14 protein-coding genes are annotated in these 12,658 nt (G+C 72.5%); 7 read left to right on the top strand and 7 right to left on the bottom strand.

Annotated elements, in window-relative coordinates; translation table 11 throughout:
• The first annotated feature begins 91 nt into the window (after positions 1 to 91).
• The 3 genes from J2X21_RS12180 to J2X21_RS12170 are packed head-to-tail and all read left to right on the top strand — an operon-like array spanning position 92 to position 1,975.
• The gene (locus J2X21_RS12180) at positions 92 to 643 is read left to right on the top strand and encodes a DUF3455 domain-containing protein (protein WP_310328786.1); all 552 of its coding nucleotides are present in this window, start codon (positions 92 to 94) and stop codon (positions 641 to 643) included.
• A 58-nt stretch (positions 644 to 701) separates the two neighbouring features.
• Entirely contained in the window at positions 702 to 1,256 is a 555-nt protein-coding gene (locus J2X21_RS12175) for a sigma-70 family RNA polymerase sigma factor (protein WP_310328785.1), read from the top strand.
• Entirely contained in the window at positions 1,253 to 1,975 is a 723-nt protein-coding gene (locus J2X21_RS12170) for an anti-sigma factor (RefSeq protein WP_310328784.1), read from the top strand. Before J2X21_RS12175 ends, J2X21_RS12170 begins: the two co-directional genes overlap by 4 nt.
• A gap of 12 nt (positions 1,976 to 1,987) precedes the next feature.
• On the opposite strand, the gene J2X21_RS12165 is transcribed toward J2X21_RS12170, so the two are convergent.
• A complete protein-coding gene (locus tag J2X21_RS12165; protein WP_310328782.1) occupies positions 1,988 to 2,491 on the bottom strand; it encodes a hypothetical protein in 504 nt (167 codons plus the stop codon).
• 234 nt (positions 2,492 to 2,725) lie between these two features.
• Between J2X21_RS12165 and J2X21_RS12160 the strand changes: the two genes are divergently transcribed.
• Together J2X21_RS12160 and J2X21_RS12155 are read left to right on the top strand one after the other, a co-directional pair.
• Positions 2,726 to 3,070: a PRC-barrel domain-containing protein gene (locus J2X21_RS12160; protein WP_310328781.1), complete on the top strand. Its 345-nt coding sequence runs from the start codon at positions 2,726 to 2,728 to the stop codon at positions 3,068 to 3,070.
• A 27-nt stretch (positions 3,071 to 3,097) separates the two neighbouring features.
• Positions 3,098 to 3,241, top strand: coding sequence for a hypothetical protein (locus tag J2X21_RS12155; protein ID WP_310328779.1), 144 nt, complete (start codon positions 3,098 to 3,100; stop codon positions 3,239 to 3,241).
• On the opposite strand, the gene J2X21_RS12150 is transcribed toward J2X21_RS12155, so the two are convergent.
• Entirely contained in the window at positions 3,238 to 5,280 is a 2,043-nt protein-coding gene (locus tag J2X21_RS12150; protein ID WP_310328777.1) for a hybrid sensor histidine kinase/response regulator, read from the bottom strand. The genes J2X21_RS12155 and J2X21_RS12150 overlap by 4 nt on opposite strands.
• Positions 5,280 to 5,684 (bottom strand): response regulator, encoded by a 405-nt coding sequence (locus J2X21_RS12145; protein WP_310328776.1) that lies wholly within the window; start codon positions 5,682 to 5,684, stop codon positions 5,280 to 5,282. Before J2X21_RS12145 ends, J2X21_RS12150 begins: the two co-directional genes overlap by 1 nt.
• Positions 5,685 to 5,924: 240 nt before the next feature.
• Here J2X21_RS12145 and J2X21_RS12140 point away from each other — a divergent pair, with 240 nt between their 5' ends.
• Both J2X21_RS12140 and J2X21_RS12135 read left to right on the top strand, forming a co-directional pair.
• Complete coding sequence (locus tag J2X21_RS12140; RefSeq protein ID WP_310328775.1) at positions 5,925 to 8,369, top strand: sensor histidine kinase; 2,445 nt, start codon at positions 5,925 to 5,927, stop codon at positions 8,367 to 8,369.
• A complete protein-coding gene (locus tag J2X21_RS12135) occupies positions 8,366 to 9,007 on the top strand; it encodes a response regulator (protein ID WP_310328774.1) in 642 nt (213 codons plus the stop codon). The genes J2X21_RS12140 and J2X21_RS12135 overlap by 4 nt, the downstream gene beginning before the upstream one ends.
• Here J2X21_RS12135 and J2X21_RS12130 read toward each other — a convergent pair.
• Genes J2X21_RS12130 through J2X21_RS12115 form a run of 4 tightly spaced genes read right to left on the bottom strand, consistent with a single transcriptional unit; the run spans position 9,004 to position 12,544 of the window.
• Positions 9,004 to 9,618, bottom strand: coding sequence for a PqiC family protein (locus J2X21_RS12130; RefSeq protein ID WP_310328773.1), 615 nt, complete (start codon positions 9,616 to 9,618; stop codon positions 9,004 to 9,006). The genes J2X21_RS12135 and J2X21_RS12130 overlap by 4 nt on opposite strands.
• Positions 9,615 to 10,655, bottom strand: coding sequence for an MlaD family protein (locus J2X21_RS12125; protein WP_310328771.1), 1,041 nt, complete (start codon positions 10,653 to 10,655; stop codon positions 9,615 to 9,617). The genes J2X21_RS12130 and J2X21_RS12125 overlap by 4 nt, the downstream gene beginning before the upstream one ends.
• Positions 10,652 to 11,410 (bottom strand): ABC transporter ATP-binding protein, encoded by a 759-nt coding sequence (locus tag J2X21_RS12120; RefSeq protein ID WP_310328770.1) that lies wholly within the window; start codon positions 11,408 to 11,410, stop codon positions 10,652 to 10,654. Before J2X21_RS12120 ends, J2X21_RS12125 begins: the two co-directional genes overlap by 4 nt.
• A complete protein-coding gene (locus J2X21_RS12115; protein ID WP_310328769.1) occupies positions 11,411 to 12,544 on the bottom strand; it encodes an MlaE family ABC transporter permease in 1,134 nt (377 codons plus the stop codon).
• Between the last annotated feature and the right edge of the window lie 114 nt (positions 12,545 to 12,658).

The following is a 12,658-nucleotide window of genomic DNA, read 5'->3' as shown; positions in this document are numbered from 1 at the left end:
GGGGTGCATCCAGACCCGCCTCTCCTGGCTAGTGCAAGGGTGAGCTTCGGCCACATCGCCAACCCCTCCCACCAACAGTCAGGAGATCACCATGCAAAAACTCATTGCTTCCGCCGCCGCGACTGCCGCCGCACTGGGCCTGTCCGCTTGCGCCCACATGGCGCCGTCGACGCCCGTCTTCAGCCAGGCCGCGTTGCCCGATGCCGTCAAGGTGCCCGCCGGGCACCGCGTCGTCATGGAGACCGTCGGCGTGGGCGAGATCACCTACGAGTGCAAGCCCAAGGCTAATGCCGCGGGTGCGTTCGAGTGGGTGTTCGTCGGCCCCAAGGCGGACCTGAACAACCGTGCAGGCGTGAAGCAGGGCAGCTACTACGGCCCGCCGGCCACCTGGGTCTCCAACGACGGCTCGCAGTTCACCGGCACGCAGGTGGCGGTGTCGCCGGCCACTGCTGGCAGCATCCCGCTGCAACTCGTGAAGGCCAACCCGGCCACCGGCGTGGGTGTCATGAAGGACGTGACCTATGTGCAGCGCGTTGCCACGAAGGGCGGCGTCGCGCCGGCCTCGGCTTGCGATGCCGCCGCCGTGGGCCGCAAGGAGATCGTCAAGTACCAGGCCGACTACATCTTCTGGAAGGCCGCCTGACGCTCGGCTCGGGGGTGAGCTAGAGTCCGCGCGGCTTTACCCATCCCTGGCCTTCCGCTTGCCCACCACCCCGACCCCGTTCGACTATGAAGCCGCGCTGCTCGCCTGCGCGCGGGGCGAGCGTTTCGCGCTGCGTGCACTGTACGAACGCGAGGCGCGCTGGCTGCTGGGCGTGGCGCTGCGCATCGTGCGCGACCGCGCGCGCGCCGAGGACGTGCTGCACGACGCCTTCATGCAGGTGTGGGACCACGCCGCCACCTTCCAGCCTGCGCTGGGGTCGGCGCGCGGCTGGGTCTACACCGTCGTGCGGCATGCCGCGCTGAAGGCGGTGCGCGAGCCGGGCCGCATGCAGGTGATGGACGTGACCGAACTGACCGCGATCTCCGACGCCCGGCAGCGCGATGCGGGCGTTGAGGACGACCGCGCGCTGGACACCGACAGCCTGGAACGCTGCCTGCAACGCCTGGACGAGGCACGCCGCGCCTGCGTCGTCCACGCGTTCGTCGATGGCTACACGCACGAACAGATCGCGCAGCGGCTGAACACGCCGCTGGGCACGGTCAAGTCGTGGATCAAGCGCAGCCTGGCGAGCCTGAAGGAGTGTCTGGCGTGATCGACCTGCACGAATCCCAGGAGCGCGACACCGCCGCCGGCGAGTACGTGCTCGGCACGCTCAGCCCCGAGGACCATGCGGCCGTCGCCGCCGCGCTGCCGGGCGACGGCGCGCTGCGGGCGGCCGTCTACGCGTGGCAGGACCGCCTGCTGGCCTTGAGCGCCCATGCGGCGGCCGAGTCGCCGGCGCCGGCCGTGTGGCAACGCCTGTCGCTGGCGCTGGACGCCCGCACCGCGCCGGCCCGGCGAACCGGCGACGCGGCGCGCTTGCCGTGGTGGCAGGCGCTGCGCTTCTGGCAGGGCGTCAGCGCGCTGGCGGTCGCCGCGACGCTGGTGCTGGCGCTGCGCGTGCACGCGCCGCTGCCGCCGGCCGAGGGCGCGCGCTTCGTGGCTGTGCTTGAAAGCCCCGACGCGGCGCGCGTAGCCGGCTGGGTGGTGGAGTTGCAGGCTGGCGGCACGCTGCGCCTGGTGCCGGTGGGCGACACGCCGCCCGTGCCGCCGGGCCGCGCGCTGCAGTTCTGGACCAAGGCGCAGGGCGCGGCCGGTCCCACCTCGCTCGGGCTGGTGCGCGCCGGCCAGACGGTGCAGATGCCGGTGGCACGCCTGCCCGCGGTGGAGGCGCAGCAGCTGTTCGAGATCACGCTGGAGCCCGAGGCCGGCTCGCCCATCGGGCGGCCCACCGGGCCCATCCTGTTCGTCGGCCGCACGGTGGCGCTGTGAGCGCCGCGACGCTCACCAGGTGGCCGCGTAGGTCACCATGACCCGGCGCGCGGACGGGCGCAGCGTGACCTTGCTCTGCGAACCCAGCTTGTAGCTGAGCGCGCCGCGCAGGCCGGCCACCCCGCCATCCTTGGGCTTCTCGAAGGCCATGCGCGAGGCCCAGCCGGTGTCGCGCTGCCAGACCGGAGCCTCCACGCCGCCGCTGAACTTGCGTGTCACGTCGTAGCTGACGCCGGCCCACACCGCCTCGCGCACGGCCGCCTGCGGACTCTGCAGCCCGGAGGCGCGGGTCTGCTGTTCCAGGCCGAACTGGTAGCGCCAGCGGGACTGTTCGCGCTGGCGGGCCAGCCACTGCGGGTCGCGCCAGTTGAGTTCGGGGTCGGGGGCCGCAAAATTGCTCGCCCCGGTGGTGGCGGACTGACCGGCCAGCGGCACGCCGTTCAGCCCCACGTTCTGCGCCTGCGCGGCGCAGGCCATCCACAGGCAGATCCACGATGCGATCAAGCGGCTGGTCATGATGGGCTCCGAGGCGGGGGGAGTGAAGGCTCTTGCGATGTCTCCATGATGGAAAACCGCCGCCGCGTCGGTTGTCGGCCCGTGGCGCCGATACGTATCGGACAACGGCGACGCGCCGTGGGCGTCGCCTCTCGCAGCGGTCAGCCGCCGCCTACAGCGGGACTTCCGCCGCGCCGATCGCCGCACGAACCGCGGCGCCCGATAGTGGAGTCGCACCACCACCGAGACCGCGCCATGATCCATCCCAACATTTCTTCCTCGCGGGTCGAAGGCACCAGCGTCTACAACCTGGCTGGCGAGAAGCTGGGCAGCATCGACGACCTGGAGATCGACAAGCGTTCAGGCCTGGTGCGCTACGCCGCGCTGGCGTTTGGCGGCTTCCTGGGCCTGGGCAGCGACCGCTTCCCGCTGCCGTGGAGCATGCTGACCTATGACGCCGAGAAGGACGGTTATGTCGTCAATCTCGACATGGAACAGCTCAAGGTCGGTCCGCGCTACCCGGTGGACGCACGGCCCAGCTACTCGGACGAGTACGGCCGTGGTGTGTACGACCACTACGGCGTGCCTTGGGGCGTCTAGGGCTGACAGGCCTGGATCGGAGCCACCATGAAGCGCCTCGTTCTGCTGCTGTTGACCGTGAGCGTGCTGGCCGTGGGCGCATTGACCGCCTGCCGCCGTGAGGTGCCGGCGCCGTTGCCGACGCCCGACAAGCCGCCCACGCCCACCGTCGCGCAGACCTATTACGCCTAGGCCGCATCCAGCGCCTCCAGCAAGGCCTGGTGCAAGGCCTCGGGCTGCAGCGGCTTGGTCAGGAAGGCCGCCATGCCCAGCTGCGCGCATTGCGCGCGCTCAGCCGGCGTGGCGCTGGCCGTCAGCGCCAGCACCGGCGCGGTGATGCCGGCGGCGCGCAGCCGCCGCGTGATCTCCGTGCCGGCCATGTCCGGCAGGTGCAGGTCCATCAGCACCGCGTCGAAGCCGTCATTCGCGGCTTCGTGCAGCGCGCTGGCCCCGTCGCCGGCCACGGTCACTTGCAGCGCGCCCTGGGCCAACACGGCCAGCGCGATCTCCTGGTTGACCGGGTTGTCCTCCACCAGCAGCACGCGCCGGCCGTGGCAGCGCAGGCGCAGGCGCTCGGCGGCCGACAAGCCCGTGCAGGGCGATTGCGGCAGGCGGGCGCACGGGTCGCGCCGCAGCCGGGCGGTGAACCAGAAGCGCGCGCCCTGGCCCGGCTGGCTGTCCACGCCCACCTCGCCGCCCATCATCTCGGCGATGCGCCGCGTGATGGCCAGGCCCAGCCCCGTGCCGCCGTGCCGGCGCGCGGTGGAGGCCTCGCCCTGCTCGAAGGCGCTGAACAGCCGTGCCGCCGTTTCGGGGTCCACGCCCGGTCCGGTGTCGCTGACTTCGAACCTGAGCGTCACCGCGTCGGTGTCCTGCGCCAGTACCGACACGCGCAGCCCCACCTCGCCGTGATCGGTGAACTTGACCGCATTGCCCACCAGGTTCAGCAGCGCCTGGCGCAGCCGCGTGGGGTCGCCCAGCAGGCCGTCGGGCAGGCCGCCGGCGTCCAGCTTCAGTGCCAGGCCCTTGGCCTGCACCTGCGGGGAGAACATGCCCAGGCTCTGCTCCAGCAGCTCGGGCAGCGCCAGCGGCAGCTGCTCCAGCGTCATGTGGCCGGACTCGATCTTGGACAGGTCCAGCACGTCGCCGATCAGCAGCATCAGGTGCGAGGCCGCGCCGTCGATCTTGGCGATGCGGTCGGCCTGGCGCTCGTCGTGCGGCGACATGGACAGCAGCCGCGTCAGCCCCACGATGGCGTTCATGGGCGTGCGGATCTCGTGGCTGATGTTGGCCAGGAAGGCGCTCTTGGCCTCGCTGGCGGCGTTGGCCTGCGCGGTGGCCGCGGTCAGTGCCGCGGTGCGTTCCTGCACGCGCAGCTCCAGCTCGTTGTGCGACTGCTCCAGCGCATCGATGGCGGCGCGGCGCTCGCTGATGTCCAGATGGATGCCCAGCGCGCGTACGGGCTGCCCTTCGGCGTCGCGCTCGACGACCTGACCGGCGTCCAGCACCCAGATCCAGTGCCCGCCGCGGTGGCGCAGGCGGTGCTCGCAGCGGTAGCCGTCGGTGTGGCCGCGCAGATGCGCCACCAGCGCGTCGGATACCGACGGCCAGTCGTCGGGGTGCACCAGCGCGCGCCAGCTGTCCACATGCGGCGTGATCTCCTCCAGCCGGTAGCCCAGCATTTCGGCCCACCGCGCGTTGACCTGCATCGTGCCGCTGCCGACATGCCAGTCCCACACGCCTAAAGCGGCGCCCCGTAGCGCCAGCGACAGCTGCTGTTCGTTGTGCGCCAGCCGCTCGGCATGCTGGCGCTGGTCGGTCACGTCGCGCGCCACCACGTAGCGGGGCTCGCCGTCGCCGGGCAGGCTGCCGCGGTTGACGCGGTACTGGCGCGGGCCGGCAGGGGTCTGCCAGGTCTCGACGTCGGCGGCCTCGTCGGGGCCGTGCAGCATCAGGTCGGGCAGCCGGCCGGCCAGCACGACGCCGGGTGCTGGCGTGGTGGCGAGCCCGGCCACGCGCGCGGCCTCAGCGTTGCAGTGCAGGCAGCGCGCGCTGGCGTCGAACACGAACACGATGACGCCGGCCTCGGCCAGCACGGCGTCCAGCACGCGCAGCGCGGCATCACCCAGTGGCTGGGCGCGCTCGCGCTGCGCCCGGCCCAGCCGCAGCCCGGGCAACCGACGCCACCAGGGCAGCGTGCGCACGATGACGGGCAGTGGCAGCGTGCTCATCACGCCGCCTTGCGCAGCGCCGCCAGGCGCACATGGGCACCCACCCGGGCCAGCAGCACCAGCGGCCGCAGCGGCAGCTCGACGCAATCGGCCGCCCCCAGCGCCAGCGCCAGCTCGTCGTCGCCGTTGCCGGCCATGAACAGCACGGGGATGCCGCGCGTCTCGGCGTCGTCCTGCAGCCGGCTCAACAGGCCCAGGCCCGGCTGGTCGGCCACGTCCTCGCCCAGCAGGATGAGCTGCGGCGCGGGCTGGGCCTGGGCCAGGCGCAGCAGCGCGGCGGCGCTGGTGGCGCTGCGCACCTGGTAGTGCGCCTCGCGCAGCAGGTCGGCGGCGGTCTCGGAGGCGGCGCCGGCCAGCAGCACCAGCGGTGCGGCGTCGGTGTGGGGCAGGGACAGGTGGTGCATGGCTGCATCTTGGGCGCTGTCCGCCGCCGACGCGAGGGCCGGCGGCGAGGCTTCCGGCAATTCCGACGGTGGCTGACAAGAATCCCCTACAAGCCGTGCATGGCGCCCGGGTGGCTTTGCAGGGAAAGTCCGGACATGCCGAATGGATGCAACCTTTCATGCGCGGCGCCGGACCCGGCGACCCGAACGGGCACCAGAATGGCCACATGACCTGCGCATGGCCACCCCGGAGTTGACCCCGTGAAGCAGGCCGCCACCCGACTGACCTGGCGCTTCGCGCTGCTGCCGGCACTGGCGGTGGTGGCGTTGACCGTCGTCATGCTCGTGTGCGGCTACGGACTGCTGGGCGCCGAATTGACCCGGCGTGCGCTGGCCAGCCACCAGCAGCGCGCCGACCTGCTGAGCCTGCAGCTGCAGCTGTCGCTCAGCGACGCGGTGGGCCAGGTGCAGTCACTGGCGCGCTCTCCGCTGCTGCGGCCCGGTGTACCGCCCGATCGAATCCGCGCCGAGCTGGATGACCTCGTCGCGCGCTCTCCGCGCTTTGTCTGGGTGGGCCTGGTGGCACCAGACGGCCGCGTGCTGTCGGCCAGCCGTGGTTGGCTGGAAGGGCAAGGCATCGCGCACCGTCCCGTGTTCGCGCGCGGCCGCCGAGGCATGATGGGCGACGTGCACCCGGCCGTCTCGCTGGCGCCGTTGCTCAACCAACTGCAGGACAACACCACCGAGCTGATCGACATCGGCGAGCCGGTACGTGACGAGGACGGCAAGCTGGTGGCGGTCGTCTGCGCCCATCTGGGCCTGCAGTGGGTCAGCGAGCAGTTGGCGCTGAGCCTGGGCGCGCCCGAGGCCGCCGCGCAAAGCGGCATGCAAGGCCTGGTGCTGACCACCTCGCCGGTGGAGCGCAGCGTGGTGCCTGGCACGGTGCCGCCACCGCGGCTGCCCAGCGACATCCAGCAGGCCCAGGTCTGGCTGGGCGACGACGGCAGCCGCCGGCTGCTGGCGCAGTCGCAGGTGCGCGACCCGCGGCTGCTGCCGTGGCGCACGGTCGTGCTGCAGGATGAGGCTCAGGCGCTGGCGCCGCTGCGGGCGTTCGGCGCCACCATGCTGTGGATAGGCATAGGCACAGCGCTGCTGCTGGGCGGCGCCGGCTTCTGGGCAACGCGCCGGCTGCTGCTGCCGTGGGACCCGCTGTTCGATGCCGCGCTGGCCGGCCAGGATGGCGATGCCGCCGCCGTGGCCGCGCGCGTGCAGACGCTGGTGGCCGCGCGCGCGCAACCCACGCCCACCGAGAAGCTGCTGGGCTGGCTGGCGCGCGACGCCGGCAACCTGCGCCGCGCGCTGGACCATCTGCCCGTGGCCATCGCGCTGGCCGACCGGGACCTGCGCTGCGAGCACGTGAACCCGGCCTACACGCGGCTGCTGGGCTGGACGCCCGACACCGCGCGCGGCCGGCTCGTCGGCGAACCGCTGCTGGACGCGCCAGGCCGCGAGGCCTGGGCCCGACTGCTGCAGCGGTGGCAGGCCGAACCCGGCGAGTTCGTGTCGCGGCTGGAGGCGCTGTCGCCCACCGGCGCCGCCGTGGCCGTGCAGCAGCATCTGGTGCCGATGTTCGATGCGCGCGGTGGGCTGGTGGGCGCGCTGGCGGTCGTGCACGACATCCGCGCCGAGCGCTGCGCACGCCTGCACGCGCAGGCGCTGGACGAGCGGCTGCGCGCGCTGGCTGACGCGGCGCCCGACACCTTGCTGGCGCTGCTGGACGTGGACGGCCGCGTGCTGGAGTGGAGCCCCGGCGCCGAGCAGATCAGCGGCCACGCGGTGCCGCAGGCGCTGGGCCAGACGCTGGACGCGCTGCTGCCTGGCGCCGAGGCGGCGCGCGACTGGCTGCGCAGCACCCACCTGGACGGTCGCTGCGCGCTGCTGCTGCAGCAAGGCGACCGCCTGTTGACAGGCTCGCTCTACCGCCTGGGCCCGGCCTCGGGGGCCGCCTGCTTCGGCGTCATGCTGCGGCCCGGTGGCTTGTCCGGCAGCGCCAGTTCGCGCGAGGTCCTGACATTGCTGAACCGCCGCCTGCTGGAGCAGGAGAAGGAGTCCGCCCGCAAGCTGGCCCGATGCCTGCACGACGAGCTGGGCCAGAGCCTGGCCGCGCTGCGCCTGCACTGGGAGGCCTTCCGCGGCGCCGATGCCGATGCGCGCGAGCGCATGGAGCCGCGCATCGCCAGCCTGGTGGTGCTGGCCAACCGCCAACTGCGCGGCGTGCTGGGCGATCTGCGCCCGCCGTTGCTGGACGAACTGGGTCTGGCCGCCGCGCTGGACAACGAGATCCGCCAGCACGGCGGCGACGGCAGCGTGCGCGTGGAGTTGCAGGCCGGCGAAACCGCGCAGCTGCAGCGCTGGCCGGCCGACATCGAATACGCCGCTTTCATGATCGGCCGCGAGGCGCTGCTGAATGCGCTGCGCCATTCGCGGGCCCGTGTCATTCGCGTCAGCCTGGACGGTGACGAGGGGTTGCTGGAGCTGGTCGTCAGCGACGACGGTGTCGGCCTGCCGGCCGAGGGCCGGGACGACCCGGCCAACCAGCTGGGCATCATCGGCATGCGCGAGCGCGCGCTGACCATCGGTGCAAGTCTGTACGTTGACGGCCGTGCGGGTGATGGCACCATGGTCGCGCTGACCTGGATGCCATGAGCCGGATCTACCTGATTGACGACCACGCCATCATGCGCGACGGCTTGCGCGTCGTGCTGGAGTCGGCCGGCCATGAGGTCGTTGGCGAGGCCGCCGGCCCGACGCCCGCGCTGGCCGAGCTGGGCCGGCTCATGCCCGAAGTCGTGTTGCTGGACCTGCGCCTGGGCCAGCGCTCCGGCTTCGAACTGCTGGACGAGTTGCGCAAGCGCGGTCTGCGGCTGCGCGTCATCGTGCTGACCATGTCCGACCAGCCGCGCCACGTCGCCGAGGCGCTGAAGCTGGGCGCCTGCGGCTACTTGCTGAAGGGCTCGCCCAGCGCCGAGGTGCTGCAGGCCGTGAAGGTGGTGGCCGAGGGTGGCCGCTTCCTGAGCCCGCAGGCGGCCGAGTTCGCCGCCGCGATGCTGACCGGGGGTGACTCGCGCGAAGGTGCGGCCACGCTGTCGCCGCGCGAGCGCCAGGTGCTGCTGCTGGTGGCCCAGGGCGCGACCAGCAATGCCATCGGCGAGGCGCTGCACCTGTCGCCGAAATCGGTGGATACCTACCGCAGCCGCTTGATGAAGAAGCTGGGCCTCAACGACATCGCGGCGGTCGTCAAATGGGCGCTGCGCGAGGGCCTGATCAGTCTCGACGAAAACTAGGAGCTGGCCACGATGCGCGCCGCCAGCAGCGTGACGCTGCGGCGGTAGGCGTCGGCCAGCGCGTCGGCCTGGGCGCTGCACGGCAGGCTCAGCTCGGCCGCGCCGGGTGCCGGCAACGTGGTGCCGGCCGGCGCCTGCAGCGGCAGCCAGTGCCAGCGCGCCCGTAGCTTCAGCTGCAGCCCGGCGCCGTCGCTGCGGGCCAGCCATTCGTCCACCTGCACGATGAGGCGCAGCGACTCGCCGTCGGGCGCGTGCTGCTTGCCCACGGTGACCGGGTAGGGCTGGCGCAGCCGCCACAGGTCTTCGCCCAGCACGCGCGGGAGGGCCTCGCGCAGCGGCTCGGCCCAGCGCGCCTCGGGCAGCGGGCGCAAGCCCGCACTGCCTTCGGCGACCAGCAGCTCGTCCCGGTCCAGCAACTCGGGCAGCGCCACCTGCGGGCTCAGCACCCAGGCGCGGTTGTCCTGGCCGGGCTTGCGGTCTTCCGGCAACGGCGGCGTGCCGGTCAGGCCGAAAAGGCGGCGCGGCGGTGCGCTGCGCGTGGCGCAGCCGGTGAAGAGAATCGCGGCGCCCAGCAGGAGCAGCGCGTCGCGTCGATGCAGGGTCGTCGTCATTTGCCGGCCTCCACGGGGGGTGTCGAATCGGGCTGGCGGCCCAGCAGCAGCTGCTGCGGCTGCGCATCCAGCGAGCGGGCCAGCCCGCGCAGCGCCCGCGCGGCCTGCGACAGCTCGCGCATCGTGCGCTCGGTCTGCTGCAGCAGCGGGCCGTCGCTGTCGGCCGCGTCGCGCAGCGACACGCTGGCCTGGGCCAGCTCGTTGATGGCGCGCTGCAGGTCGCGCACGACCGGGCCCTTGGGGTCGAGCAGCTCGTTGGCCTTGTCGGCGCCGCTGCCCAGCTTGTCGGCCGCGCTGGAGACCTTGTCGCCCATGCGGTCCACGCTGGCCAGCGCGCTCTCGGCGCCGCGCGTCAGCGGCGCGGCGCGCTGCTCCAGCTGCGCCGCGAGCCTGCGCGCATGGCCGGCGGTGGCGGCGAAGTCCTTCAGGCCTTGCTTCAGCTCCGGCGCGGCGATCAGCGTGCGCGCCGAGTTCGCGATCTGGCTGAGGTCGTCGACGATCTTCTTCAGGTCCACGCTCTCCAGCTGCGTCTTCAGCGCCTGGAAGGCGGTGGGGCTGGTCGGGATCTCGGTCGCGTCGCCCGAGTAGCCGCCGCGCAGCTTGCCCTTGGGCGTGGTGCGGATGTCCAGGTCGATGTAGAGCTGGCCCGTCAGCAGACTCTGCGTGCCCAGCTGCGCGCTCAGGCCGCGCGCGATCAGCTCGGGCAGTGCGTGCGCGATGTCGTCGTTGTCGGCGCGGCCGTCCAGGCCGCGCACGGCGTCGGCCTCCAGCTCGGCCACCACCGGAATGGCGAAGGTGTCGCTCTGGCGGTCGTAGTGCACCGTCACGTCCGTCACGTCGCCGATGCGCACGCCGCGGAACACCACCGGTGCGCCCTTCTGCAGCCCGAACACCGAGCCGGAGAAGAACATCACCACGCGGTGCGGCTGGTTGAACCAGTTGCGGCCCGGCAGCACGACGAGGGCCGTGACCAGGATGGCCAGCGCGGCGACGACGAAGGCGCCTATGGCCAGCGGGTTGGCGCGGCGTGGCTTCATGCCGGCACCTCGCCGCGGTTCAGGAACTCGCGCACGGCGTCGGGCCCGTGGTCGCGCAGCTCGGCGGGCGGGCCCAGTGCCGTGGCCGTGTGGGCGTCCACGTCGAGGAACAGCAGCCGGTCGGCCACGGCGAACAGGCTGTCCAGTTCATGCGTGACCAGCACGATGGCCGTGCCCACGTCGTCCTTCAGCCGTTTGATGAGGTCGTCCAGCCGCGCGGACGTCAACGGGTCCAGGCCGGCCGAGGGTTCGTCCAGGCACAGCAGCGGCGGGTCCAGCATCAGCGCTCGCGCGATGGCCGCGCGCTTTTTCATGCCGCCGGACAGCTGCGACGGCTCCTTGTCGAACGTGGCCGGGTCCGGCAGCCCGGCCAGCGCCAGCTTGAAGCGCGCCTGCTGCTCGCGCTGCGTCTCGTCCAGCTCGGTGTACAGCTCCAGCGGCAGCATCAGGTTCTCGCCGACGGTCATGCTGCTCCACAGCGCGCCGGCCTGGAAGGCCACGCCGATCTCGCGCCGCGGCGGGTCGTCGCCGTGCACGTCGCGGTCCTCGCCGCCGGCCACCCAGGTGACCGTGCCGGTCTTGGGCGTCTGCAGCCCGATCATGTGTCGCAGCAGCGTGCTCTTGCCGCAGCCGCTGGCGCCGCAGATGGCCAGCACCTCACCGGCGTTGACGTCGAAGGTCAGCCCGCGCTGCAGCTCGCGGCCGCCGGCGTGCAGGCTCAGGTTCTCGACGCGCATCAGCACCTCGTCCGTCATTCAGATGCCCAGTCGTTGGAAGATGACCGTGAGGGTCGAAGCCGCCACCACCATCCAGACGATGGCCTGCACGACGGCCGCCGTCGTCGCCTCGCCGACCGCTCGCGCGCTGCGGCCCGCGTTCAGCCCCTGCCGGCAGCCCGCCAGCGCCACCAGCGCGCCGTAGACGCTGCCCTTGAGCAGGCCCACGAACAAGTCCTCGCCGGTCAGCGCCTCGCGCGTGGTGGCGAGGTAGGCCGCGGCCGGCACGTCGTACAGCACCACGGCCACCGCGCCGCCCACGGCCAGGCCGGCCAGGCCCGCGCACAGCGTCAGAAGCGGGCCGGTGACCAGCAGCGCCAGCATGCGCGGCAGCACCAGGTGCTCGACCGGGTCCACGCCCAGCGTCGTCAGCGCGTCGATCTCCTCGCCGGCGCGCATGCTGCCGATCTGCGCCGCGAACGCCGCGCCCACGCGGCCCGCCAGCACGATGCCCACCACCAGCGCGGCGATCTCGCGCACGACGCTGATGGTCACGAGGTCGGCAATGAAGCTCTGCGCGCCGAAGCGTTGCAGCTGCTCGGCACCCATGTAGGCCACGATCAGGCCCACCAGCGTGCTGACCAGCAGCACGATGGGCAGGCTGCGCGGGCCGGTCTGCTCGACTTGCCACAGCCAGTCGGACAGCCGCATCGCGCTGCGCCCGCGCGCCAGCCGGCCCAGGGCGCCCAGCAGTTCGCCGACGAAGACCAGCGTCTTGCGCCATTCGGGTTCCGCTGCAGGCTCGCTCGCGGCATCAGTGCTGGGCTTGGCTTGTTCGGCCTGCGGCAGGCTCAGGCCCAGCAGCGGCTGCAGTCCCTTGGGCAGGCCGTCCAGGTCCAGCGTGACGCCGGCACGTGCCAGCGGCGCCAGCGCCTGCCATAGCGTGGCCGCGAAGGCGGGCTGCCAATGTGCCAGCGCACTGCAGTCGAAGCTCACCAGCGTGCCTTCAGACATGGGCAGGCCAGCCGGCGGCGCGGGGATCTGGCCATGCTGCCAGTCGCCCCCCAGCACCAGTCGCCACTGCGCCCCGTCGCCCTCCCAGCGCCCATGGCCGGCCGCGCCGGCGGGTTCGGCGGCGGGCGGAATCAGGGGTGCGGGCAGGGCATGAGACATGGCAGGGACATGCTCTGTTACGAATGACCCGCGAGCCCCCGGACGCCGGCTTCGTGCGCTGTAGGACGGCGCGCCGCCACGAGGAGCGTCGGTGTTCGACTACAGACCGTCGGC

Source organism: Roseateles asaccharophilus, assembly GCF_031458115.1.
In the GTDB taxonomy this organism is placed as follows: domain Bacteria; phylum Pseudomonadota; class Gammaproteobacteria; order Burkholderiales; family Burkholderiaceae_C; genus Pelomonas; species Pelomonas asaccharophilus_A.
Note: the sequence above shows the minus strand (reverse complement) of the source record. Positions and strands in the feature narration are given on the sequence as shown.

What these genes read in the sequence shown, in the direction of transcription:
- J2X21_RS12145 (WP_310328776.1), bottom strand. Translation starts at nt 5,684, where the DNA reads ATGCACCACCTGTCCCTGCCCCACACCGACGCCGCACCGCTGGTGCTG.
- J2X21_RS12120 (WP_310328770.1), bottom strand. Translation starts at nt 11,410, where the DNA reads ATGACGGACGAGGTGCTGATGCGCGTCGAGAACCTGAGCCTGCACGCC.
- J2X21_RS12125 (WP_310328771.1), bottom strand. Translation starts at nt 10,655, where the DNA reads ATGAAGCCACGCCGCGCCAACCCGCTGGCCATAGGCGCCTTCGTCGTC.
- J2X21_RS12180 (WP_310328786.1), top strand. Translation starts at nt 92, where the DNA reads ATGCAAAAACTCATTGCTTCCGCCGCCGCGACTGCCGCCGCACTGGGC.
- J2X21_RS12160 (WP_310328781.1), top strand. Translation starts at nt 2,726, where the DNA reads ATGATCCATCCCAACATTTCTTCCTCGCGGGTCGAAGGCACCAGCGTC.
- J2X21_RS12155 (WP_310328779.1), top strand. Translation starts at nt 3,098, where the DNA reads ATGAAGCGCCTCGTTCTGCTGCTGTTGACCGTGAGCGTGCTGGCCGTG.
- J2X21_RS12130 (WP_310328773.1), bottom strand. Translation starts at nt 9,618, where the DNA reads ATGACGACGACCCTGCATCGACGCGACGCGCTGCTCCTGCTGGGCGCC.
- J2X21_RS12165 (WP_310328782.1), bottom strand. Translation starts at nt 2,491, where the DNA reads ATGACCAGCCGCTTGATCGCATCGTGGATCTGCCTGTGGATGGCCTGC.
- J2X21_RS12135 (WP_310328774.1), top strand. Translation starts at nt 8,366, where the DNA reads ATGAGCCGGATCTACCTGATTGACGACCACGCCATCATGCGCGACGGC.
- J2X21_RS12115 (WP_310328769.1), bottom strand. Translation starts at nt 12,544, where the DNA reads ATGTCTCATGCCCTGCCCGCACCCCTGATTCCGCCCGCCGCCGAACCC.
- J2X21_RS12150 (WP_310328777.1), bottom strand. Translation starts at nt 5,280, where the DNA reads ATGAGCACGCTGCCACTGCCCGTCATCGTGCGCACGCTGCCCTGGTGG.